The organism is Sneathia sp. DSM 16631 (genome assembly GCF_014892235.1).
Lineage (GTDB): Bacteria > Fusobacteriota > Fusobacteriia > Fusobacteriales > Leptotrichiaceae > Sneathia > Sneathia vaginalis.
Window position 1 is genome coordinate 27,796 of the sequence record NZ_JADBHL010000009.1, and the last position, 24,132, is coordinate 51,927.

Below are 24,132 nucleotides of genomic sequence, written 5' to 3' on the forward strand. Positions count from 1 at the left end.
TGTTCAAAAAAGAGGAAAAATGAAAGAAAGAATAAAAAAAGATGTATTGTTACTCATACTTTTTTTAATAATTATAGGAATATTACAGATGGTACAATCAGATTTTTTCTATGTAGATGAAATACAGGTAGAAGGAAACAACGAAATATTAAAAAAAGATATAATAAGTAAATTAGATGAATTTAAGAATAAACCGATAGTTTATGTAAATACTAACTTATTGGTTTCTAATATATCTAGTGATGCAAGAGTTAAAGAAGTGATTATAAAAAAAAGTTATCCTAATAAGTTGAAGGTATATATAGAAGAAAGAAAACCTCTTGCATATGTAATGAATAACGATAAGTTATTCGCAGTAGATGAAAATTTAAATATTTTTACAAGCTATGATGAATTAGATAATAAGGGTTTACCTATTGTATACTATAACAATAAAGATGAAGAAAACGATATATCAATGATAGTTAAAAGCTTATCTAAGAGTAGTCTATATCCTCTTTCATCAGAAATATATAAACAAGATGATAAGTATGTCATAGTTTTATCTGATGGAGTTAAAGTGTATGTAAAAAAAGATGTAAGTATAAAAAAATTAAATCAAGGATATATAGTATATAACAAAGAAAAAGAACAAAATAACAGCATGGAATATATTGATTTAAGATTTGAATTAATAAGTGTTAGGTAGGAGGAACCATGAACGAAGAAAATGAAGTTTATGAAACAAAAGGAACAAAAATTAGAATTATAGGTGTCGGTGGAGCAGGTGGAAATGCTATAAACGACATGATAGACTCAAAAATTGTTGGTGTTGAATATGTTGCAATAAATACTGATGAACAAGATTTGAGAAAGTCTAATGCTAAGATTAAGATATCATTAGGACACCTTGGAGCAGGTGCTAATCCTGAAGTAGCAAGATTAGCAGCTGAAGATAATGCACAAGACATTAGAAAAGCCATAAAAGGTCAAGATATGATATTCATAACAGCAGGTATGGGTGGTGGAACAGGTACAGGTACAGCCCCAGTAGTAGCAAAGATTGCTAAAGAAGAAGGAATACTAACTGTTGCAATAGTTACAAAACCATTCAAATTTGAAGGTAAGAAGAGAAACTTAAATGCTGAAAAAGGATTAGATGAATTAAAGAAATATGTTGATACACTTATCGTAATACCTAATCAAAAATTATTAGAATTAGATGGAGCTAAAAATTTAGGTTTCCAACAACATTTAAAAGCTTCAAATGTTATACTACGTTATGGAGTTAAAGGTATTGCAGAATTAATTACAAAAGAAGGAACAATAAATCTAGACTTCTCAGATGTTAAGTCTGTAATGGAAAATTCAGGTGTTGCATTATTTGGTTTCGTAGAATCAAACGAAGGAGAATCTGTTGAAGATATAGTAGAAAGAACTATAACAAACCCATTATTAGAAAAAGATATAAAGGGTGCAACAAAGATACTAGTAAATGTAACTTCTGGAGACAATGTAACAATGGAAGATGTTATAAAGATGCAAGAATTAATATCTCAAAAAGCAAGTGGATCAGATTCAGGTGTTGACAACTTAATCTTTGGAACTATATATGAACCAGAAAGACAAAATATGATACTATCAGTAATAGCAACAGGATTTGAAGATAATGAAAGTGAAGAAGTAAAACCTGAAGAAGGTCAATCAGATAGCTTATTCACAACTGATGAAAATCAAGACTTTATAGTCCCATCATTTAATATATAGAAAGAAGGAAAAACAAAATGAATATTGCATTATTCGGACCACCAGGTGCTGGTAAAGGAACACAAGCTAAAGAATTAATAGAAAAGTACAATATACCACAAATTTCAACTGGTGATATATTAAGAAACGCCATAAGTCAAGGTACTAAGTTAGGACTTGAAGCTAAAAGCTATATGGATAAGGGAAATTTAGTTCCAGATGAAGTAGTTAATGGATTAGTAAAAGAAAGATTACAACAAGAAGATTGCCAAAAAGGATTTATCTTAGATGGTTATCCAAGAACTACAAAACAAGCAGAAAAATTAGACGAAATTTTAAGTGATTTAGGTAAAAAAATTGACAAGGTACTTGCATTAGATGTACCTAATGAAGATATAATAGAAAGAATAACTGGAAGAAGAACTTCAAAAAAGACTGGTAAAATTTATCATATTAAATTCAATCCACCTACAGATGAAAAAATGGAAGATTTAGTTCAAAGAGCAGATGATACAGAAGAAGTTGTAAAGAAAAGATTAGAAAATTATGAATTACAAACAGCTCCAGTATTAGACTACTATAAGGCACAAGGAAAAGTTGTAATAGTAGATGGAACAAAGAAACCAGAAGAAATAACAAAGGATTTAATTAGAATACTAGGTGAATAATAAATGGTTAAGTTAAAGACATTAGATGATATTAAGAAAATAAAGAAAGCTAATGAAATATTAGCAAGAATCTTCTCTGATGTAATACCTAAGTACATAAAACCAGGAATAAGCACTTGGGAAATAGATAAAATTTGTGAAGACTATATGCTATCACAAGGTGCTGTGTGTGCAACAAAAGGGTATGATATAGGGTGGCCATATCCACCATATCCAGCAGCAACTTGTATATCTGTAAATGAAGAAGTCGTACATGGAATACCTAAAAAAACAAAGATTTTACAAGAAGGAGATATAGTAAGTCTTGATATAGTTGCAAAATTAGACGGATATTACGGAGATGCAGCTTGTACTTTTCCAGTGGGGAAAATAGAACAAAAATATCAAGATTTAATAGATACAACTAGAAAAGCAAGAGATTTAGGAATACAACAAGCTATAAAAGGAAATAGACTAGGTGACATAGGACACGCTATACAAAGTTTTTGTGAACCAAAAGGTTACTCAATAGTAAGGGATTTTTGTGGACATGGTGTAGGCTTTGAGCTACATGAAGATCCATATGTAATGAACTATGGTAGAAAAGGTGAAGGACTTGTCATAGAAGAAGGCCTTGTTATAGCAATAGAACCTATGGTTAATATGGGAACACATAAAGTTAAAATACAAAAAGATGGATGGACAGTAAAGACAATAGATAAAAAAAGATCTGCACACTTTGAACATAGCATAGCTATAGTTGATGGTAAGCCTTTAATATTGTCTGAACTATAGAAAGGAATAATATGTGTACAACAGTAATAGTTGGTAAAAAAGCAAGTTTAAATGGGAAGAATATAATAGCTAGAAATGAAGATTCTCATGAAACAACTAATCCTAAAAGATTTGAATTTGTAAAAAAGGCTTTAGCTAAGGATGGAATATATGAATCATATCTAACTAAAGTTAAAATAGAATTACCAAAAGAAAGTATGTCATATACAGCTATGCCAGATGTAGTTTCAGATACTTTCAATAGAGGAAGATTTGGTGAAGCAAGTATAAATGAAAAAAATGTAGCTATCAGTTCTACTGAAAGCCTATATGGAAATGAAAGAGTACTTGCATATGATCCATTAGTAAAAGATGGTATAGCAGAAGATGCAATAAATGACATCTTAGCACCATATGTAAAGACTGCACGTGAAGCTGTAGAAATGTTAGGAAGATTAATAGAAAAGTATGGTTCAGCTGAAGGTAATGGAATACTATTTGCTGATGAAGAAGAAATTTGGTATATGGAAATACCAACAGGACACCATTATGTAGCTGTAAAATTACCAAGTGATATGTATGGAGTTGCACCTAATTGTGTATGCATAGAAAAGATAGACTTTAATGATAGTGAAAACTACATTTGGTCAAATGGAATACAAGAATTTGTAGAAAAACATAAATTAAATCCAGATAAGGATACATTTAACTTTAGACATATATTTGGAACATATTCAGAATTAGATAGAGTTTACAATACATCAAGAGCATGGTATGCACATAGATATTTAGATAAGAACTTCAATTTAGGGCCTACTGCTAAAGATATACCATTTTTAAATAAGGCAGATAGACTAATATCTGTAGAAGATGTTCAATTTATTCTAAGTTCACACTACAATGAAACAGAATTTGACCCTATAGGTAAAGGTACTGAAGAACAAAAAACAAGATTTAGAGCAATATCATTATCAAGAACTCAACAATCACATGTTTTAGAAATGGATGAATATTCTATACAATGGGTTGCATTTGCAACAACTGTGTTTACACCTTATGTGCCATTTTTTGTTGATGTAAATGATACACCCGTAGAGTATAGAGATACAACATTTGAGTTGGATATGAAGTATGCTTATTGGCTATTTAAGGTATTTTCATACTATGTTGAAACACATTATGGAGCATTTTCTAAAGAAAATACACAATATTTAGAAGACTTAAGAGCATATGGAAGAAGAAGAGTATATGAAGTAAAAGAAGCTCTAAAGGATTACAATAAGCAAAATTGTAGAGAATTTCTAACTGAACAAAATGAAATTACAGCAAAGTATGTTTTAGATAAGACAAGAAAATTATTAAATAGTTTTATGACAAGAGCATTATCTGCTTCAAAGATGTCATTTACTATGGATGAAAATTTATAATACTAAAAAATGCAGTCAACAATAACTGCATTTTTTTTATTTACATAAAATTTCTAATATTTCTTCACGACTGTTTGATTTTCTTAAAACATCAAGAACCTTAGGATCTAGAACTTTTTTAGAAACAGCCATTAACATATCAATATGCTTGTCAACATCATTTTCTTTTGCTAATATTGCAAATATGAATTTAGCGTTATCTTCATCAGACCATTTTATTGTATTTTTAACTCTAACGAAAAATATTACATTTTTAAGAATTCTGCTACTTCTTGCATGAGGAATTGCACATTCTGTTCCAAGATAAGTTTCAGTATTTTGTTCTTTTGCATAAAAGTCTTCTATAACACCTTGTTCATCTGAAATATATCCTTTTTCTTTAGAGATTTTAGTGATTTTTGTGAATAAATCAATCTTATCCTTAATATCAATATCAATAAGTGTAGTGTCATCAAATAATACATCCTTTAGCATATTATCACTCCTATATATTTTTTCTATACCAAATTATACAATGATTTTGAAAAAAAGCAATTGAACTATGCATCTAAATATTTTTCTAATAGAATACCAGAAATACCTGTTAGTATTATTGATATTGAAATATACACTAACGATAATATTATATAGGCTAGTCTGTATACTTCTAGATTATATGGTCTATCGAATAGTAAATTTGTTACAATATTTAAAATAATTGAAATAATTATTATTGATAATGCAACTGCGAAAGCTTTAGCTATTTTTTCATTTTTTAATAGTATTTTTCCTGTTACTAAAAGAACGTAGTATACTGAATACAATAGAATAAAGAATGTGATAAATGTAAGTGATGGAAAAATAACTTGATTTTTAATATCAACATGTGATGCCATTATTCTATTGTATGAAGTAAGGAATATAATAATCAATATAGATATTTGCATTACTATTATATACAAAAGTGCATAAAGATATTTTCCAAATGCTATACCTATTTTTGATATAGGTAGTGTAAATGTAAAGTATTTTTCATTAGAATACAAGTCTTTTGTTAGTAAAGCAATACAACGATATGCTATGAAAAATACATAACCCATTGAAAATATTATTAAGCTAACAAAAATAGGTTTATTATTGTGTTCTTTATTTAAAAAACAAGTAAAAAGTATTAAAAATATTAGTAACAAAGCAGAAGAGAATAGTGTCTTATAATCTTTCTTTAGTATATATTTAAAGTATTTAATCATTTATATTACCTCCAAAACATTCTATGTAAAGTTGTTCGACAGACTTTTTAGTTTCATAACGAATAGTTTCTACATCATGTATTTTATCTATCTTTCCATCTTTTAAGAAAGCAACTTTATCGAAAAGTTGTTCAATATCACTTATTAAATGTGTAGTAATTATTACAGAAGAATCTTGATTAATGTTTTCTGTAATTAATTTCATTATTTCTTTTCTTGTAACAATATCAACACCTGCTATAGGTTCATCTAATATATATAGCTTAGCATTTCTAGAAAGTATCAATATTAATTGTAGCTTTTCAACCATACCTTTAGATAATGTTGAAATTTTTTGATTTTTATTTAAATTTAGTTTTTGTAGTAATATATCAGCTTTTGTACAGTCAAAGTCTTCAAAAAAATATGAATATTCATCAATTGCTTTTTTTATTGTGTCACTTTTATCGACAAAAGGAGTATCAGGTAAAAATGCAACATATTTATTTGTGATATATCCTAATTTTTCACCATTAATCACTATTTCACCAGAGTTATAGCTGTTAGTTGTAGAAAGTATCTTCATTAAAGTTGTTTTTCCACAACCGTTAGGTCCTAAAAGGCCTAATATTTCACCAGAATTCAACTCTAAATTTAGATTTTTTAAAACAGATTTGTTTTTGTATTTTTTTATTAAATTTTTAATTGATAGCATCAAAATCTACCTCCTTGATGTATTCTATAAGTTCTTCCTTACTTATATTAAATTGCTTTATTGAAACTAAAAAGTCATTTATAGCTTGATTGATTTTATCCTTAGAAAAACTTTTTACTAGATGTTTGTCGTCTACTATAAAGTATCCTAAACCTCTTTGTGAAACTATAATACCCATATTTTCAAGTTCTTTATATGCATGTATAACAGTATTTTGATTTACAATATATTTTTTAGCGAACTCCTTAATAGAAGGTATTTTTTCATTTGCCTTGTATTTACCGTTAATTATATCTTGAATTAAAATATCACATAGTTGAAGGTATACAGGCTTAGTATTATCAAAATTCATACGTTACCCCCTTGTATACTTATATAGTATACTATAACACACGAAGTGTCAAGAGGAAGTTTGTATTTTTTTTGAAAAAGTGCTATTCTGTACCAAGAAAGAGGTGATAAAAATGATGATAGAATTAAAAAAATAAGAAAATAGAAAGAGGGAGTGTATGATAAGCGTAAAAGATTTAGAATTTTATTATACTATATACGAACAAAAACAGGGATTTCTAGAAAATATTAAAGGATTATTCAATAGAAAATACCAAAAGGTTAGAGCGTTAAATATAGATAATATAGAAATTAATGATGGAGAAGTTGTAGGTATATTAGGTCCTAATGGAGCTGGTAAAACTACGTTAATAAAAATATTAACAGGGATTTTGAATTATGATAAGGGGACTGTTAAATGTAATGGTTATACACCATATACTAAAGATAAGAGATATTTAAAAGATATAGGTGTAGTAATGGGACAAAAAAGTCAGTTAATATGGGATTTACCTAGTAGTGAAACCTTATCTATGTTAAAAGATATTTATGAGATATCTGATAAAGATTATACCGAAAGACTAGAATATCTCTTGAAGTTATTGAATTTAGAAAAGAAAATTAATATTCCTGTTAGAAAATTATCTTTAGGTGAGAGATTAAAATTTGAGTTAATTTGTTCTTTAATTCATAAACCTAAGATCTTATTTTTAGATGAACCAACTATAGGAGTAGACATCGTAAGTCAAAAAGCTATATATAAGTTTTTGAATGAGATTAACAAGAAAGAAAAGAATATAATATTACTTACAAGCCACTATATGAAAGATATTGAGGCAGTATGTAAGAGAATAATAGTTATAATAGAAGGACAAAAGCATTTAGATATTCCTTTAGATAAGTTAAAAGAAAAATATAAAGCCGAGTATAGATACTATATCGATACAAAAGATGTGTTTTTCCAGCGTATAAAAAAATAAATGAAAAAAGATTTGAACTTTCTTTAGATAACGTAGAGAATATTGAGAATGGTTCAAAGGAATTGGATGAGATAATTTATGAAATATTTAAAAATAAGCAAAAATAGGATATTGATTAATTTTCAATATAGATTCAATATGTTAGCTCAAATATTTATGTACATTTTTTCATTTTTAGCAATATTGTATATGTGGTTAAGCATTTATCAAAATAATACAGATATAGGAGCATATACAAAAAAAGAAATGATAGTGTATATATTTATTGTAAATATGCTACATTATTTATTTGATTTTAGAAATGTAACAAGAATAGGAGAGTTAGTCCATAGCGGACAACTATCAACATATATAATACGACCAATAAGTATTGAGAGCGAGTCACTATTTTTCTACTTGGGAGAAAATGCATTAAAAAATTTTCTTATGCTCTTAATATTTTTGGGTTCAGGTATAGTGTATAAGAATAAGAATATATTGTTAACTTTAATGTTGTTTGTAATAATATATTTCGTGTACTTCTATATCGAACAAACATTAGCCTGTTTAGGATTTTGGATGTTAGAAACATGGCCCTTGATAGGTTTAGTTAATGGAATATACTATATTCTATCAGGTACTACATTTCCATTAGATATACTACCAAAGCCAATATATAGTGTAGTTAAATATAATCCTTTTTCAATGATAGGATTTTCTTTAACGAAGAGTTTACAAAATTCACTAAGTGTTAGTGAAAATGTGAAGTATATAATTGCAGGGTTAATTTGGCTTGTAATATTTAAAATGGCATATAATTTTATGATGAAAAAAGGTCTAGAAAAATATGAAGGGATGGGTGCATAATGAATATTAAAATATTTAAACGGTTAGTAAAGTTAAGTATATTACAAACGATAAACTTTAGAATTACCAGCTTTATAATGCTCATAGTATCTATCTTATTCTTCTTACTTGAAATATTTACAGGATTTATCCTATTTAAATATACAAAAACTATAGCAGGATTTACAAGATATGACTATTTTAATCTAATCATTACTGGTCATGTCATAACCAGCCTATACTATATGATCTTTTCATATGGGAATAATAAGATAATAACAGATATCTTGTATGGAAGAATGGACTATATCTTCATTAGACCTGTAAACTCATTTTTTTACTATGTTTTTTATGGGATAAATTTAGAAAGTCTTGTAACCTTTATACTATACACAGTATTGCAAGTAATTCTGCTTTGTTATCAAACATTAGGATTGAGTAAAATAATAATGTATGTACTATCTATTCTAATTGGAGTAGTATATATGGCAATAATTAATACGTTAATAGCTATGATAGCGTTTTATACTGACAGAGCTACAGCACTATTTGGTGTTGCAGAAATATTGGAAGATTTAGGTAAAAATCCTAAAAATATATATCCTAGTAGTATAAAAGTAGTATTAACATACATAATTGCCTATGCATATGTATATAATTTACCAGTAAATATCTTGCAATCTAAGGTAGATTTAGTTAATACAGTGGTTTACTTACTAACTTGTATTATCTTATCTAATGTAGTGTATAGATTGTGGTTTAAGTCGATAGAACGATATCAATCAGCAAATTAAATACAAATGTCAAGCAAAAAAGCTTGACATTTTTTTTGAATTAATGTAGAATTACTTTGTTATGAAAGAGATAGAAGAATTTGTTAAATATTCAAATCTATTTGAGACATATAAGCCACTATTTTCTGGGAAACAAAGATTGTATCTAGAAGCATTTTTAGAGGAAGATAATTCGTTTACAGAAATAGCGAATGCTATGAATGTTTCAAGACAGGCTGTCTTTGATAATATTAGAAGAGCTTGTAAGAAATTAGATTTTTATGAAAAGAATTTAAAAATATTAGAAAATAGAGAAAAGACTCTGGATATTTTAAAAAAAATATATTTTAATTTTGATAAGAAATATTTAAAAGAACTCATACAAGAGTTAGAAGGAAATAGTGATGTTTGAAGGTTTAAGCGATAAATTAAGACAAGCCATGAAAACAATTAGTGGTCAAAGTAAAATGACAGAATCTAATATTAAAGAGGCAATTAAAGAAGTTAAAATGGCATTACTTGAAGCAGATGTTAACTATACTGTAGTTAAGAATTTTGTTTCAAGAATAAAAGAAAAAGCTATGGGTTCTAGCGTTCTTGTAGGTGTAAATCCTGGGCAACAATTTATTAAAATAATAAATGATGAATTGACAGAAACTTTAGGTGGGACTAATGTAGAGTTAAACGAAAAGAAAGGCTCTATAAGAGTAATAATGCTTGTAGGATTGCAAGGAGCAGGTAAGACAACATTTGCAGCAAAATTAGCTAAATACTTAAAAAATGAAAAAACACTTCTAATAGGGGCAGATGTATATAGACCTGCAGCAAAACAACAATTAAAAGTATTGGCAGATAAAATAGGAGCATTGAACTTTACAATTGATGATAGCAAAGATGCTATCAACATAGTTAGCCAAGGTATGGATTTTGCCAGAGAGAATAAGGTAAATAACGTAATAATAGATACTGCAGGGAGACTACATATAGATGAAGTCTTGATGGAAGAATTGAAAAATATTAAAAATAATTTTAAACCAGATGAAATTCTTTTGACAGTTGATGGAATGACAGGACAAGATGCAGTTAATGTTTCAAAGAGCTTTAATGAAGCATTAGGCATTACAGGTGTTGTATTAACAAAAATGGATGGTGATACAAGAGGTGGTGCTGCATTATCAATAAAAGAAGTTTGTGGTAAACCTATCAAATTCATAAGTGAAGGTGAAAAATTATCAGATATAGCTAAATTCCATCCTGATAGATTAGCTGGAAGAATCTTAGGTATGGGAGATGTAGTGTCTTTAGTAGAAAAAGCAAAAGATGTTATAGATGAAAAAGAAGCTAAGTTAATGGAAGCCAAATTTAGAAAGAATCAATTTGATTTTGAAGATTTTCTAAAGCAGTTTAAAATGATAAAAAGATTAGGATCTTTGGGTGGTATTATGAAAATGCTACCTGGTGTAAATCTTGGCGGAATAGATATGAATTTAGCAGAAAAAGAAATGAAAAAAGTTGAGGCTATAATCTACTCAATGACTGTACAAGAAAGACGTAATCCACAACTATTAAAAGTTTTTTCTAGAAAAGAAAGAATAGCTAAGGGTAGTGGAACAAATGTTAGTGATGTTAATAAGCTATTAAAACAATATGAACAAATGAAACAAATGGTTAAGATGTTAAATAGCGGAAGATTTGGAAAAATGTTTTAAAAAATATGGAGGTATATAAATGTTAAAATTAAGATTAACTAGATTAGGAAGAAAGAAACAACCAGTTTACAGAATTGTTGCAATGGAAGCATTAGGAAAAAGAGATGGAAAGGCAGTAGCATATCTTGGAACATTTAATCCTTTATTTGCTGAAAACCAAGTAAAGGTTAATGAAGAAGAAGTTTTAAAATTCTTATCTAATGGTGCACAACCTACACAAACTGTTAAATCTTTATTAGTTAAGACAGGAACATGGGCAAAATTTGAAGAATCAAAGAGAAAATAAGGTAAATAGAAATTGATTCCTACAATGTGGGGGTCATTTTTTTTAACAAAAAAATCGGCTGATTATAGCCGATTTATACTACTTTTTCAAATATTTCAATACCATTTCGGCATCTTCTCTTGGATTAACTTTTTCATAAACTTTTTCTACTAATCCATTTTCGTCGATTATATAGGTAGTTCTAACTACGCCAATATATTTCTTACCGAACATTTGTTTTTCTTTTAGTACATCATAATGTTCACATACTTCTTTTGTTGAATCAGATAGAAGTAAGAAAGGTAAGTCAAAATTATTTCTAAATTTCGCATGTGATTCGGTAGAATCTATAGAAATACCTATCAGGGCTACATCAAGTTCTAAAAACTCTTTGTAAAACTTCTTATAACAACACGCTTGTTGTGTGCATCCTATAGTGTCATCTTTAGGATAAAAATAAAGAACAACTCTTTTTCCTCTAAATTGTTTTAAAGTATACATTGTATTTGTATAATCAGGTAAACTGAAATTATACGCTACATCGCCTACATTAATCATGACAATCCCTCTATTTCTCCTTTTTTATTAATATCTATATTATATGCATTAGGTATCTTAGGTAAACCAGGCATATCAATAATATTTCCAGACATAATAACTACAAATCCTGCTCCAAATGCTGGTCTAATATCTGTTACATTGAAAGTATAATTATTAGGTATCTTAATTTTAGGGTCATCTGTAATAGACATAGGTGTTTTTGAAACACAGATAGGTAGCTTGTCTATACCTTTATCTTTGAAGAATTTTAGTTTTTCAAGTGCTAAATCAGAGTATTTAATGTTTGTTGCACGGTATATAGATTTTACTAATGTATCAATTTTTTCTTCTATAGGTATATCTATCGGATAAAGGTAGTTAAATGTTTCTATATTATTATTTTCCACTTCTTTATTAGATAAATCTTCTGTCTTATTAATCTCATTAACAATTAATTTAGCAAGATTAACAGCACCAATACTTCCTTTAGAATAGGCATCAACTACACAGCAAGAAATATTTTCAGATTTAGAAAAATCCTTAATCTTATCTATTTGTTCTACAGTATCATCGTTAAACTTATTAATCCCAATTACAATAGGGATATTAAATTTACGAAGATTTTCAATATGAATTTTTAAATTTTCAAGACCATTTTCTTCTATTGCTCTACATGTAACAACTAAAACTGCAACATCAGGAGTTATAGACGACAATCTACATTTTATGTCGAAAAACTTTTCAGCTCCTAAATCTGCTGCAAATCCAGCCTCTGTTATTGTATAATCGCAGAGCTTTAATGCTAGTTTTGTTGCAATTACTGAACTGCAACCATGAGCAATATTTGCAAAAGGTCCACCATGAATTAAAACAGGGGTATTTTCTGTTGTTTGCACCAAGTTAGGTAAAATTGCATCTTTAAGTATTACAGCACAAGCACCATCTACACCCAAATCTTTTACAGTTATTAAGGAATTATTTAGTGATTTTGCGACCACAATATTTCCTATTCTTTCTTTAAGTTCTTCTAAATTTTCACTAAGACAAAGTATCGCCATTAACTCGCTTGCTGCCGTTATTTGAAATGAAGAACTTCTTTCATATTTTTTATCTTTAATAAGTATATTTCTTAATGCTCTATCATTAGTATCTGTAACTCTTTTGAAATATACATTATCCTTATCAATTTTAAGTTCATTTCCCCAGTAGATATGATTATCTATTGTTGCAGCAATCAAATTATGAGCGGCTGTTATTGCATGAAAATCACCTGTAAAATTCAAATTAATATCTTCCATTGGTAAAACTTGTGAGTAACCCCCACCTGTTGCACCACCTTTTAGACCAAATACAGGTCCCATTGAAGGTTGCCTTATACTTGCTATTGAAGAATAATTTAGTAAATTAAATGCTTGTGTAAGACCTATAGTTACAGTAGATTTACCTTCTCCATATTTTGTAGGTGTAATGCTAGTAACTAATACCAATTTACCGTTTGATCTGGTTTCTAGTCTATCAAAAATATTAAGTTTAATTTTAGCTTTGTAGTCTCCATAAACATAAACTTCGTCATCATGTATGTGAATATTTCGATATATCTCTCGTATGTTTTTTAATTTTGTATTTCTAGATATTTCAATATCGTTCATTTAATCACCTCAAGATATTATACCATATATTTAAAATTAATAAAATATATGTTTATATTATAGTTCAAATGTAAAAAATGTGGTATAATTTATCATGACAAGTAGGAGGTAAAAAGAGATGGCGATAAAAATATTTGCAGATGGAGCAAACTTAGAAGAAATGCTAAAAATATATGAAAGTGGATTAATAGATGGGTTTACAACAAATCCTTCATTAATGAAAAAAGGTGGAGTTAAAAGTTATAGAGAATTTTCTAAAAAAGTTTTAGAAAATATTAAGAATGTGCCTGTTTCATTTGAAGTGTTTACTAATAGCTTTGAAACAATGTATAAGGAAGCAAAAGAAATAGCTAGTTGGGCAGATAATGTATACGTAAAAATCCCTATAATGACTACAGATAGAAAAAGTACAAAAGAATTAATAAAGAAATTATCAGATGAAGGTGTTAAAGTAAATGTAACAGCTGTCTTTACATTAGAACAAGTAAGAGAAGCAGTAGATGCTATAAACGAAAAATCTAAAGGATATGTATCAGTGTTTGCAGGTAGAATTTCAGATGCAGGACATGACCATATGCCGATAATAGAAAAGGCAAGAAGAATCTGTGATGAAAAGAAGGGTTCAGTTGAACTTCTATGGGCAAGTACAAGAGAAGTGTATAATATATTCCAAGCTGAATCATTGAAAGTTGATATTATAACATGTCCTAATGAAATAATATATAAATATGGTAAAAGAGGAGAAAGTTTATTAGACTTATCTTATGATACAGTTAAAACTTTTGCAAAAGATATATCTAATTTAGGATTTAGTGTTTTTGAATAAGATAGGGCTTCTAGCCCTTTTTTAGGAGGTAGTATTGTGAGAAGTATAATGAGAAAAAGGATAATGATATTAAATATATTTTTGGTTTTAATCCTAATATTTTTATCAAAAAATATAATTATCGATAATTTCTTTAATGAGACTATGGTTGTTGTACCTGATGTAACTAATATGGATAAGGATGATGCAATAAAGAAATTAAAGAAATCAAAACTTTATGCTAATGTAATAAGTACAAGATCAAGCGATGTACCCATTAACTATATCTACTCACAATTACCAATTGCAGGAGAAGTAGTAAAGAAAAATAGGGTTATAAAAATATTCGTTAATGATAATAAGAGTAATGAAGTGCCAGATTTAGTAGGTAAAACACTTACAGAAGCTATGAGCTATTTAGAAAACAATAATATAGAGATAAAGCGTGTAGACTATATCCACACAGATGCAGATGATAATACAGTTTTAGCAATTTATCCTAATACAAGAAAAATAGCTTATGGTGAAAAAATATGTCTTTTAGTTTCAACTAAAGAAACAATGGATAAAAATGTAATGCCAGATATAGTAGGGTTAGATGTTAATGAAGCAAATAGAGTTTTAGCACAAATAGGATTAAAGATTAGTGACATAACTAAAGTAGATAATACAACTTATCCTTCAAATGTGATAGTTTCTTGTAGCCCAGCACCAAATATGTCAGTAAGTAAAGGTACAAAAGTTAGTGTAGTAATTAGTGCACCTAATGATACAACAAGTGCAGATAGAGAAAAAATAAAGCAAGATAATATAGATGAGATAATAAAGAAGGCTGTAGATAGTAATAATACAGAAGATAATAAAGAAGGAAGTGAAGGAAATTAAGGGCTATGTAGTAGGTAAAACACAAGGTTTTTATGAAGTAAAATCAAATGATAAAGTGTATATGTTAAAATTAAAAGGGTCACTTAAGAAAAAAAATGATAAATTAAATTGTATTATAGGAGATAATGTAGAATTTAATGATGATGTTATAGAAAAAATATACGATAGAAAAAACTATTTAACAAGGCCATTAATAGCAAATATAGACGATGTTGCTTTAGTTTATGCAATAAAAGATCCAAAATTTGATTTAACATCTTTTCAAAAAAATTTACTATGGATAGATAGTAAAGGTGTTAATAGAGTATTGATATTAAGTAAGATAGACTTAGTAAGTAAAGAGGAATTGGAAGAGTTTTTAAAGAATTTATCTAATATTTTTAAAGACTTACAAATCTTTCCTATTAGTCTAAAAGAAAACATAGGTACAAATCAATTAAAAGAGTTTTTAGTAGGTAAAAATATAGTTTTATCGGGATTAAGTGGTGTTGGTAAATCAAGTCTTGTAAATTATTTAATGGATACAAGAGTAATGAGTGTTGATATAATAAGTAAGAAGACAAAAAAAGGGAAAAATACTACAATAATTACAAAGTATTTTGAAAATAAGGGGATTTGTATTTTCGATACCCCAGGATATTCAAGTATTGAAGTTCCACCGTTTAAAGATAAAAGAGAACCCATGCATTGGTTTAATGAGTTTAGTGAATATATAGGAAAGTGCAGATTTAGAGATTGTTTGCATATAAATGAACCTTGTTGTAGTATAAAAAATGCAGTAGAAGATGGATGTATAAGTAAAACTAGATATTTAATGTATACTAGTATAATAACTAAGGAGGATAGATGAATATACACATAGCGCCCTCACTATTATCAGCAGATTTTAGTGATTTAAAAAATGAAGTTATAAACATAGAAAAAGCGGGAGCAACACATTTACATTTAGATGTTATGGATGGAGCTTTTGTTCCTAATATTACCTTTGGTAAAGATGTAATATCTGCGATAAGAAAACATACAAAGCTAATATTTGACATACATATGATGGTAGAAAATCCAGAAAGATATATCAAAGATATGGTAGATGCAGGTGCAAATAGTATTACTATACATGCTGAGTCTACAAAACATTTAGATAGGGCAATAAATTTAATAAAATCATATGGCGTAAAAGCTTGTGTTGCATTAAATCCAGCAACGCCTATTTCTGTTTTAGAAAATGTTGCATATTTATTAGATATGATACTAGTTATGTCAGTCAATCCAGGGTTTGGTGGGCAAAAATTCATACCACAAGCTTTAGATAAAATACAAAAATTAAGAGAACTTTATCCTGATATAGACATAGAAGTAGATGGAGGGATAAATGATAAAACAGCAAAATTAGCTAAAACAGCAGGAGCTAATATACTAGTTGCTGGTTCATATGTATTTGGTGGAGACTACAAACAGAGAATAGAAAGTTTAAAATAGGTAGACGTATGAGAAAAATAGAAGAGACTTTAGATGATTTCTATAGTATTTATTATAAAGTAGAAAAAGTTAATGTAGATAATACTATAAGATGTATGACTGCAAATGAAATGAAGATAATTGATAGTATAGGTAATAAGAAAACAACAGTAAAAATATTAGCAGATAGAATGGATGTAAAAGTATGTACTATTTCATTGGCTCTTGATAAGTTAGAAAAAAAGCAATTCATAGCCAAGGTAAAAGATGAAGTAGATAAGCGTATAGTATATATTAAACTTACAAAAAAAGGTCAGCTAGCATTAAAGTATCACGGGAATTTTAATACAACATTATTTAAACAAATAACTGAGAATGTTGATAAGAAAGATCTACAAGTTTTTTCTGATGTTTTAAGAAAAATAACTTCTAATTTGTACAACATAAAAAAAAGTATTGAACCTGTAGATATATTTAATTTTAGAGTAGATGATAGATTAGTTATTATAGACATAAAGATAAATGATGATAATAAATTAAAGTATTTAGTAGCTGATGGACTTAATATTGGGAAAAAAGTTAAGATACTTGAGAAAGATAAAGATAGTATTTTATTGAAAATAGATAATAAGAAGAGAAAAATAAATAGAGATGACGATGTATTAATACTATGCAAAAAAGGAAGATAACATGATATATTTAGACACAGTAGGGATAAAATTTTTATCAAGAGAATTAAATGAAATATTTAAGGGAAATAAAATTGGTAAAATTGTAGCATATGACAAAAATTCCTTTTCAATTTTTTGTGGTAAGAAGGACTTGTATTTTGAAAATAAAGAGGTAGCTATAGTATTTAGCAAAGATGAAAAATTGAGAAATACAGAGTATACCAGTTCCTTTATACTACAATTAAAAAAATATATACAAGGAGGATTAATAAAGGACATATATTCTAGACCTTCTGATAGAATAATAATAGTAGATATTGAAAAGATGGATATAACTGGAGATATTTTAAACTATAGGTTAATATATGAATTATTAGGTAAAGAAGTTAATGTGCTTTTAGTGAATGAAGATAGTGTGATAATAACTAATATGTTTACTAATATGAATGCTAAAAGAAAGCAAATAAAGAACTCAAATTATGTATTTCCACAAACCGTTAATAAATATGGTAAGTATATGATGAAATTGGAAAAGAGTAAGCAAGAAGAGTTTGAAAGAAGCTATAAGGCGCTGATATATGAAAATAATATGTTGACATATAATGAGTTTTTAGATATCCCATATACTAAATATGATAGTTTAAATGATAGTCTTAATGCCTACTTTAAAACTAATTCTGAATTAAGCTTAATAGAGAATAAGAAAAGACCATTGCTTAAGTATATAAATAAGAATATATTAAGACTTGAACTTATACTAAATAAGATTCCTGTAGACCTAGAAAAAAATAAAGACTATGAAGAGTATAAAAGAAAAGCAGATATATTAGTTTCTAATCTATATAAATTAAAGGGCAAAGAAGAAAAAATAGAATTATTTGATTACTATAACAATAAACAAATAGAAATACAATTAGATTCTAGTCTTAGTCCAAGTAAGAATGTTGAAAAACTCTATCAAAAATATGCTAAATGTAAGAGAAGACAAGAAAGTTTACTTAAAAGAGAAGAAGATATAAAAGAAGAACTAGAGTACTATAAGGAACAGTTACATTATACTGAGAATGAAACAGATATATTAGGTTTAGAAGAAATTGAAAAAGAGTTAGGAATACAAGGTAAGGACAAATTAAAGTCAACTAAACAAAGTAAAAGAAATTTATGCAAAAAAGAGTATAATGGAGCAACTATATTCATCGGAAGAAATAGCACAGAAAATGAAAAAATAACATTTGAGATAGCAAAGCCAAATGATTATTGGTTTCATATAAAAGATGTTCCAGGTTCGCATATATTGGTTAAAAGCGATAATATCACAGATGATATAATACAATATGCTGCAAAATTAGCAGTAGAAAATTCAAAAAATAAAATTTCTGGAACAGTTGATTATTGTATGAAAAAATTTGTAAAAAAAATACCTGGTGCAAAAAAAGGACAGGTAATATATAAGAATTATAAGAGTATTAGTGTGTAGATTACATAAAGTGATTTACACATTTTATTATACATTATATTTATTAAACATGATTTAAAATAAATTACAACTTTTTTTGAATATCACTTGATTTATTAAAAAAATAGGCTATACTAAACATGAAAAAGGAGGTATGATACTTATGGATTTTAGGTATATGGATTATCTCACAGACAATAAATATTATGTTAAACGAATTTCTAATGACAAATTATTTAAAATTAAAATTAATGATAAGTATATATTAAAAGATACTTTAGAACATTGGGTTATGGTTAATTTTGTTAATGATAAATTACCTAGTCAAGGTTGGAAAATACATGTTAGTTCAACTCTAGATAAAGCTCAAAATATTCTAACAACTACTTCAAGATATCTTATTAAAAATCATATTTCTTTCAAATACGTTAGAAGTTTAACACAACTTATGATTAAAAATTCTAAATATGCAGACAGATCAAGTTCAGGTAAATTTATTACTATTTACCCTAGAAATGAAAAAGAATTAAAAAAAATTTTAAATGAATTACAGCCTAAAGTAGATAGATATAAAAAAGGTCCATATATCTTAAATGATAAAAGGTGGAAAAATGGGAATTTGTATTTTCGTTATGGTGGATTTATGCCCATAATAAAGGTTGTTAATAAAAAAGAAATATATTGTATAAAAAATAATAATGGAGATCTTATTGAAGATAAAAGAGTCCCATATTATTATTTACCAGATTTTATTAAAGAACCACAATTTGTAATTCATTCTGAAAAAGAAACAAAAATTAATGAAAGAGGCACTAAAAAATTTAGAAAATTTCAAATAAATGAAGCTATACATTTTAGTAATGGTGGTGGAGTTTATAAAGCAAAATATAAAGAAAAGGATGTTATATTAAAAGAAGCTAGAAATCAGGCTGGCTTAGATGGAGCGTTAAAAGATGCAACTTTCAGATTAAAAAATGAAGCTAAAATATTAAAAATCTTAACAAATTCAAAATATACCCCTAAGTTTATAGAATTTTTTAAAACTTGGGAAAATTATTACCTTGCACAAGAATATTTAAATGGTATTCCGCTAAGTGATTGGTTATCTAAAAATTTTCCATTCTCATTTAACTCAAAAAATATCGATACTTACATTGAACAGATTAAAAATATATTAAAAAACATATTTAATGGACTAAAAAAAATACATTCGTATGGTATAGCACTAGGTGATCTACAACCTAATAATATATTAATACTAGAAAATAATGAGATTAAATTTATTGATTTTGAAACAAGTTCATTTTTTAGTGATATAGATAGTTTGGATTTAATGACTATAGGATTTGTAGATAATAGAACAAAAAATAATCTTGAAAAAGATTATTATGCATTTATTCAATTGATTAAATATGTATTTTTACCTATAGGATCAGTTGAAATGTTAACTGATAATTTAAGATATAATCATTTACAATATATAAAGGATAAATTTGGAATAGATATTTTTAATTTCATACAATCACTTATAAGTCAATGTATAAACTTAGCTAATTTTAAATCTAGAGAATTGAATTTAGCTTTGAGTTTAAAAAAAGAATTTAAATATATTTCAAAAGGAAATGAAAAAGAAATAAAGGACATAATTGATGGATTAATTGAAGGTATAAAATCAGACATTGGGAACGAACAATTTATACATGGAGATATACGACAATATTTATCTCCATTAGGAAAATATAATATTCTAACAGGTGCTTATGGTGCAATATTAGCCTTATATAAAACAAATAATATTACAAAAACAAATAAAAAATGGATAAGAAGTCATGCAAAATTTGATGAATTTAATGATTATGGGTTATTTACTGGCAAAATAGGTATAGCAAATGTATTGTACAACATAGGATTAAAAAAAGAAGCCAATATAATATTTGAGTCAACTATAAAATATATTGATAGTAATATTTCTGTTATAAAAGATGTATCAATATTATCAGGTTTAGCAGGGATTGGATTATCTTTCTTAAGATATTATAAAAAAACAAAAAATAAAGGTATAAAAAATTTTTTAGATAAAATTTATGAGAGAATAATACAGCTTTTTAATCAAAAAGAACCATTATACTCTTGCGATATAGATTTTATACCTAATGGTTTTTTTGAAGGATGGTCTGGTGTAAGTGTTTTTATAATGGAATATTTGGAATTTTTTAATCTAAATGAATATAATATAGTTTTTAATATGATAAAAGAGGATTTAAAAGATTGTAAAATAAATGAAAATGACGGCTCATTAAATGTCAAAGATGAAAATAGACTTTTACCATATATATTAAGTGGTAGTGCTGGAATAATATATTCTATTGATAAATATAATATATTGGTAGACAAAAAAGCGTTTCATATGGAAAAAGAACAGATTTTAAAAGTTTTAAATTGTAGAAGTTATTATGGTATAGGATTATTTAGGGGAGCAAGTGGTATGTTTACAATATTACCATATTTAAATGATAATAAATATACAAAATTAGTTTTAGAAAAGTTAAATCTATTTTTAATAAAAGATAAAAATAAATTGTTTACGCCTGGAGATTTTTCGTATCGTTTATCAAATGATGTTTTCTCAGGGTCTTCAGGAATAGTTTTAGCACTGCTAGATATTTTGCATAATAATAAATTAGGTTTTTTACCGTTAATTGAGGAATAATATGAAAAAGATTTTAAAAATACTGATTTGGAGCTTTAAAATTAATATAATGTTATTGTTGTTTTTTAATATATTAACAAATTTATTAATAATTTTAATACCATATATTAATGGAAGATTTTTAAATGCACTTATACAAATTGAAAATATTAAAAAAATTCAATTGTTTGGTATATTGTTGATTTTTTGCCTAATTATCAGTGGTGTTAGTGATATAATATATAGCTATATTTATTCAATAACTAATGAAAAACTACAATTTACACTTAAATTTAAAATAATAAATAAATTGAGAAAAATTCCATATATTGAATTTAAAAAATTTGATACAAGCTATCTCTATCAAAGGATAGAACAAGATACGATAACTTGTTGTGATTTTATACTTTCTAATATTTTTACAAGTTTCATTAACTTATTTAAATTACTTATAATCCTGATTCTAATATTTAATATAAATATATATTTATTCATTTATACCGTTTGCATATTGCCAATTTATTTTGCTATATTTTCTTTGTTTAAGAAGCCGTTAAAAGATAAAAATTTTGAAATTAGAGAAATGCAAAATAAATATTATTCAACTATGAACGAACAATTTACATATATGTATAATATTAAAATAAATTCAGAATATGGAAATGAAAATAAAAAAATGACATCATTTTTCTCAAGATATATTAAAAGCTTTAAGGAATACATAGGTTTAATTTCGATATTTAATCTATCTCAAAATAGCATTGCATTAATATTTCAAATTATAACTATTATTATAGGAATATATTTTATTATAAAAAAACAAATGACAGTAGGTAGTTTAGTTGTTGTAAGTTCATACTTTAACATTACTGAAAATACTATTAAATATTATTATAACTTAGCAGGAGATTATATTACCTTTAAAGTTGCTGATAAAAGAAATGATGAGTTATTGAATTTTGAAGAAGAACGAAATGGGGAAAAATTAATAAGTGAAGTCTATAATCTTCAAGGAAATATTACTTATGGATATGATAAAAAGTTATTTAAAGATTTGAAAATAGATTTACAATTATCAGATATCCTATATATTATAGGAGAAAATGGGTGTGGCAAGACAACACTAATCCAGATATTAAATGGAATAATTAATGACAAAAATATATTATTAAAAATAAATGGAGTAAATTACATAGATATTGATATGTTAGATTTAAGAAAAAATAACATTTCTAATGTACCTCAAAAAATATATATGCTTGATGGCAAAGTGAGGGATTATTTAAAAAATACTGATATAAAAGAAGATTTTATTCTAAATTTTTTTAGATTAAATGAAGATAAAGATGTTAGAAATTTGTCAGGTGGAGATTTACAATTTTTAATGTTAGTAAATAAGCTATTTGCAAAAAAACAACTTGTAATATTAGACGAGCCTACATCCAATTTAGATGTCAGTAGAAAACTATGGCTAAAAGAATATATAAAAAGAACAAGAAAAGGAAGAATATATGTGATAGTAACTCATAATAAAGATGAAATAATAGAAAATTCAAAAATAATTTATTTGAGAAAGGAAAATATATATGAGAAAAAGAATTATTAAATTTCTATCTATTTTTCTTTTATTAACTCTATTTAGTTGCTTTAAACCAACAGTAGCAGTTAATGTAGGTGTAGATTTAAATAATATAGTTTTAATAAATATAGCAGATAAAGAAATAACCTTAACTAAAAATAAAGATATAGAAAAACTTACAAAATTATTAAATATTGACTCATGGGCATTTATTCATGATCAAAGTATTAAAGATTTTGAAAAAAATAATAAAGAAGATTTCACTATTAAATATATAAATACTCATCAAGGTATATTTAAATTCTATAAGAAGAAAAGTGTTGTAATAATGACTACGCAAAATACACAAGTTATGGCAACTATTACATGCATTTCTGAAATAGAGAGATATATTAATAATATTAAGTGAGGTGATAATTATGCGAACAATCTCAGATGAAATCTTAAGGCTTCAAGTTAAATCAGTTCTAAATGGTGAAATGCGAACAAAAGGTTTTTCTACTAATAGTTTTATGTGTAAAAAAGTAAGCTCTATTAGCTGGTTCGCTTGTGTGCCTAATGAATAGGAGTAGTAGTGATTATGAAATTAATTTTGGATGAAATTCTTTTATTACAAGTAAAAGCAGTTATTTCTTTAAGAAATAAAGATAATGCTTCTACTATAAGCATATTGGGCTGTAATCCAAATAACAGCAGTATAAGTTTATTCGCATGTTGAAATAAGAAAGGAAATTTTATGGAAAAAGAAATTTTGAATCTACAAAAATTGGTAAAAAAACAAGATTTATTATTAAGAGAACAATCAACATATAGTATTAATTGCAAACAAAATAGTAGTGCAAGTTGGTTTGCATGTTAAAATATTAAAACAATACAGTTAAAGCCAGTAAAATCAATATTTAAAGAACAAAAATAAAAAAAATAAAAAAAAGATATTGACAAAGGGGTTTAAATTTGGTAATATAGTGATTGTCAATAAAGACAAGGACAATGGAAGAAAAAAATAGCAAACAAGATGTTAAGAA

At 26.6% G+C, this 24,132-nt stretch carries 27 protein-coding genes; 21 read left to right on the top strand and 6 right to left on the bottom strand.

Features of this window, described 5'->3' with window-relative positions; translation table 11 throughout:
* Window positions 1-19: 19 nt before the first annotated feature.
* From IMK15_RS04570 to IMK15_RS04590, 5 genes are read left to right on the top strand one after another with little or no spacing between them, the layout of a single operon-like run.
* Window positions 20-688: a cell division protein FtsQ/DivIB gene (locus IMK15_RS04570; RefSeq protein WP_046328219.1), complete on the top strand. Its 669-nt coding sequence runs from the start codon at window positions 20-22 to the stop codon at window positions 686-688.
* 8 nt (window positions 689-696) lie between these two features.
* On the top strand, window positions 697-1,746 hold the full coding sequence (gene ftsZ / locus IMK15_RS04575; RefSeq protein WP_046328220.1) for a cell division protein FtsZ: 1,050 nt from the start codon (window positions 697-699) through the stop codon (window positions 1,744-1,746).
* A gap of 17 nt (window positions 1,747-1,763) precedes the next feature.
* A complete protein-coding gene (locus IMK15_RS04580; RefSeq protein ID WP_192942050.1) occupies window positions 1,764-2,393 on the top strand; it encodes an adenylate kinase in 630 nt (209 codons plus the stop codon).
* Window positions 2,394-2,396: 3 nt separating this feature from the next.
* The gene (gene map, locus IMK15_RS04585) at window positions 2,397-3,167 is read left to right on the top strand and encodes a type I methionyl aminopeptidase (protein WP_192942051.1); all 771 of its coding nucleotides are present in this window, start codon (window positions 2,397-2,399) and stop codon (window positions 3,165-3,167) included.
* 11 nt (window positions 3,168-3,178) lie between these two features.
* On the top strand, window positions 3,179-4,573 hold the full coding sequence (locus tag IMK15_RS04590) for a C69 family dipeptidase (protein WP_192942052.1): 1,395 nt from the start codon (window positions 3,179-3,181) through the stop codon (window positions 4,571-4,573).
* A gap of 36 nt (window positions 4,574-4,609) precedes the next feature.
* On the opposite strand, the gene IMK15_RS04595 is transcribed toward IMK15_RS04590, so the two are convergent.
* The 4 genes from IMK15_RS04595 to IMK15_RS04610 form a co-directional block, all read right to left on the bottom strand.
* Window positions 4,610-5,047, bottom strand: a complete 438-nt coding sequence (locus tag IMK15_RS04595) for a PTS sugar transporter subunit IIA (protein ID WP_192942053.1) — start codon at window positions 5,045-5,047, stop codon at window positions 4,610-4,612.
* 65 nt (window positions 5,048-5,112) lie between these two features.
* Window positions 5,113-5,802 carry an ABC-2 transporter permease gene (locus IMK15_RS04600; RefSeq protein ID WP_192942054.1) on the bottom strand — a complete coding sequence of 230 codons (690 nt, stop codon included), beginning with the start codon at window positions 5,800-5,802 and terminating at the stop codon, window positions 5,113-5,115.
* A complete protein-coding gene (locus IMK15_RS04605) occupies window positions 5,795-6,496 on the bottom strand; it encodes an ABC transporter ATP-binding protein (protein ID WP_192942055.1) in 702 nt (233 codons plus the stop codon). The genes IMK15_RS04600 and IMK15_RS04605 overlap by 8 nt, the downstream gene beginning before the upstream one ends.
* Complete coding sequence (locus IMK15_RS04610; RefSeq protein WP_192942056.1) at window positions 6,483-6,848, bottom strand: GntR family transcriptional regulator; 366 nt, start codon at window positions 6,846-6,848, stop codon at window positions 6,483-6,485. Before IMK15_RS04610 ends, IMK15_RS04605 begins: the two co-directional genes overlap by 14 nt.
* A gap of 157 nt (window positions 6,849-7,005) precedes the next feature.
* Here IMK15_RS04610 and IMK15_RS04615 point away from each other — a divergent pair, with 157 nt between their 5' ends.
* The 6 genes from IMK15_RS04615 to rpsP all read left to right on the top strand — a co-directional run bounded on the left by IMK15_RS04615 (window position 7,006) and on the right by rpsP (window position 11,399).
* Complete coding sequence (locus tag IMK15_RS04615; RefSeq protein WP_192942057.1) at window positions 7,006-7,806, top strand: ATP-binding cassette domain-containing protein; 801 nt, start codon at window positions 7,006-7,008, stop codon at window positions 7,804-7,806.
* Between the two features lie 78 nt (window positions 7,807-7,884).
* The gene (locus IMK15_RS04620) at window positions 7,885-8,652 is read left to right on the top strand and encodes an ABC transporter permease (protein ID WP_192942058.1); all 768 of its coding nucleotides are present in this window, start codon (window positions 7,885-7,887) and stop codon (window positions 8,650-8,652) included.
* Entirely contained in the window at window positions 8,652-9,425 is a 774-nt protein-coding gene (locus tag IMK15_RS04625) for an ABC transporter permease (protein WP_192942059.1), read from the top strand. The genes IMK15_RS04620 and IMK15_RS04625 overlap by 1 nt, the downstream gene beginning before the upstream one ends.
* Window positions 9,426-9,486: 61 nt before the next feature.
* On the top strand, window positions 9,487-9,816 hold the full coding sequence (locus IMK15_RS04630; RefSeq protein WP_046328231.1) for a DNA-binding protein: 330 nt from the start codon (window positions 9,487-9,489) through the stop codon (window positions 9,814-9,816).
* Window positions 9,809-11,113: a signal recognition particle protein gene (gene ffh, locus IMK15_RS04635; protein WP_046328232.1), complete on the top strand. Its 1,305-nt coding sequence runs from the start codon at window positions 9,809-9,811 to the stop codon at window positions 11,111-11,113. Before IMK15_RS04630 ends, ffh begins: the two co-directional genes overlap by 8 nt.
* Before the next feature lie 19 nt (window positions 11,114-11,132).
* The gene (gene rpsP, locus IMK15_RS04640; protein WP_046328233.1) at window positions 11,133-11,399 is read left to right on the top strand and encodes a 30S ribosomal protein S16; all 267 of its coding nucleotides are present in this window, start codon (window positions 11,133-11,135) and stop codon (window positions 11,397-11,399) included.
* Window positions 11,400-11,477: 78 nt separating this feature from the next.
* Here rpsP and IMK15_RS04645 read toward each other — a convergent pair whose 3' ends face one another.
* Both IMK15_RS04645 and IMK15_RS04650 read right to left on the bottom strand, forming a co-directional pair.
* Window positions 11,478-11,936 carry a peroxiredoxin gene (locus IMK15_RS04645; RefSeq protein WP_192942060.1) on the bottom strand — a complete coding sequence of 153 codons (459 nt, stop codon included), beginning with the start codon at window positions 11,934-11,936 and terminating at the stop codon, window positions 11,478-11,480.
* Window positions 11,933-13,567, bottom strand: coding sequence for a formate--tetrahydrofolate ligase (locus tag IMK15_RS04650; protein ID WP_192942061.1), 1,635 nt, complete (start codon window positions 13,565-13,567; stop codon window positions 11,933-11,935). Before IMK15_RS04650 ends, IMK15_RS04645 begins: the two co-directional genes overlap by 4 nt.
* 118 nt (window positions 13,568-13,685) lie before the next feature.
* Here IMK15_RS04650 and IMK15_RS04655 point away from each other — a divergent pair, with 118 nt between their 5' ends.
* From IMK15_RS04655 to IMK15_RS06730, 10 genes are all read left to right on the top strand, one after another.
* Window positions 13,686-14,393 (top strand): transaldolase, encoded by a 708-nt coding sequence (locus tag IMK15_RS04655; RefSeq protein ID WP_192942062.1) that lies wholly within the window; start codon window positions 13,686-13,688, stop codon window positions 14,391-14,393.
* A 36-nt stretch (window positions 14,394-14,429) separates the two neighbouring features.
* On the top strand, window positions 14,430-15,257 hold the full coding sequence (locus IMK15_RS04660; RefSeq protein WP_192942063.1) for a PASTA domain-containing protein: 828 nt from the start codon (window positions 14,430-14,432) through the stop codon (window positions 15,255-15,257).
* Entirely contained in the window at window positions 15,244-16,107 is an 864-nt protein-coding gene (gene rsgA, locus IMK15_RS04665) for a ribosome small subunit-dependent GTPase A (protein ID WP_285161998.1), read from the top strand. Before IMK15_RS04660 ends, rsgA begins: the two co-directional genes overlap by 14 nt.
* The gene (rpe, locus tag IMK15_RS04670) at window positions 16,104-16,733 is read left to right on the top strand and encodes a ribulose-phosphate 3-epimerase (protein ID WP_192942064.1); all 630 of its coding nucleotides are present in this window, start codon (window positions 16,104-16,106) and stop codon (window positions 16,731-16,733) included. The genes rsgA and rpe overlap by 4 nt, the downstream gene beginning before the upstream one ends.
* Window positions 16,734-16,741: 8 nt before the next feature.
* Window positions 16,742-17,401: a MarR family winged helix-turn-helix transcriptional regulator gene (locus tag IMK15_RS04675; protein ID WP_046328240.1), complete on the top strand. Its 660-nt coding sequence runs from the start codon at window positions 16,742-16,744 to the stop codon at window positions 17,399-17,401.
* Between the two features lies 1 nt (window position 17,402).
* Window positions 17,403-18,860 carry an NFACT family protein gene (locus tag IMK15_RS04680; protein ID WP_192942065.1) on the top strand — a complete coding sequence of 486 codons (1,458 nt, stop codon included), beginning with the start codon at window positions 17,403-17,405 and terminating at the stop codon, window positions 18,858-18,860.
* Between the two features lie 142 nt (window positions 18,861-19,002).
* The gene (lanKC, locus tag IMK15_RS04685; protein WP_192942066.1) at window positions 19,003-21,549 is read left to right on the top strand and encodes a class III lanthionine synthetase LanKC; all 2,547 of its coding nucleotides are present in this window, start codon (window positions 19,003-19,005) and stop codon (window positions 21,547-21,549) included.
* A gap of 1 nt (window position 21,550) precedes the next feature.
* Window positions 21,551-23,134 carry an ABC transporter ATP-binding protein gene (locus tag IMK15_RS04690; protein WP_192942067.1) on the top strand — a complete coding sequence of 528 codons (1,584 nt, stop codon included), beginning with the start codon at window positions 21,551-21,553 and terminating at the stop codon, window positions 23,132-23,134.
* Complete coding sequence (locus IMK15_RS04695; protein ID WP_192942068.1) at window positions 23,115-23,516, top strand: hypothetical protein; 402 nt, start codon at window positions 23,115-23,117, stop codon at window positions 23,514-23,516. The genes IMK15_RS04690 and IMK15_RS04695 overlap by 20 nt, the downstream gene beginning before the upstream one ends.
* Before the next feature lie 327 nt (window positions 23,517-23,843).
* Window positions 23,844-23,966, top strand: a complete 123-nt coding sequence (locus IMK15_RS06730; RefSeq protein WP_192942069.1) for a class III lanthipeptide — start codon at window positions 23,844-23,846, stop codon at window positions 23,964-23,966.
* The last annotated feature ends 166 nt before the right edge of the window (window positions 23,967-24,132 follow it).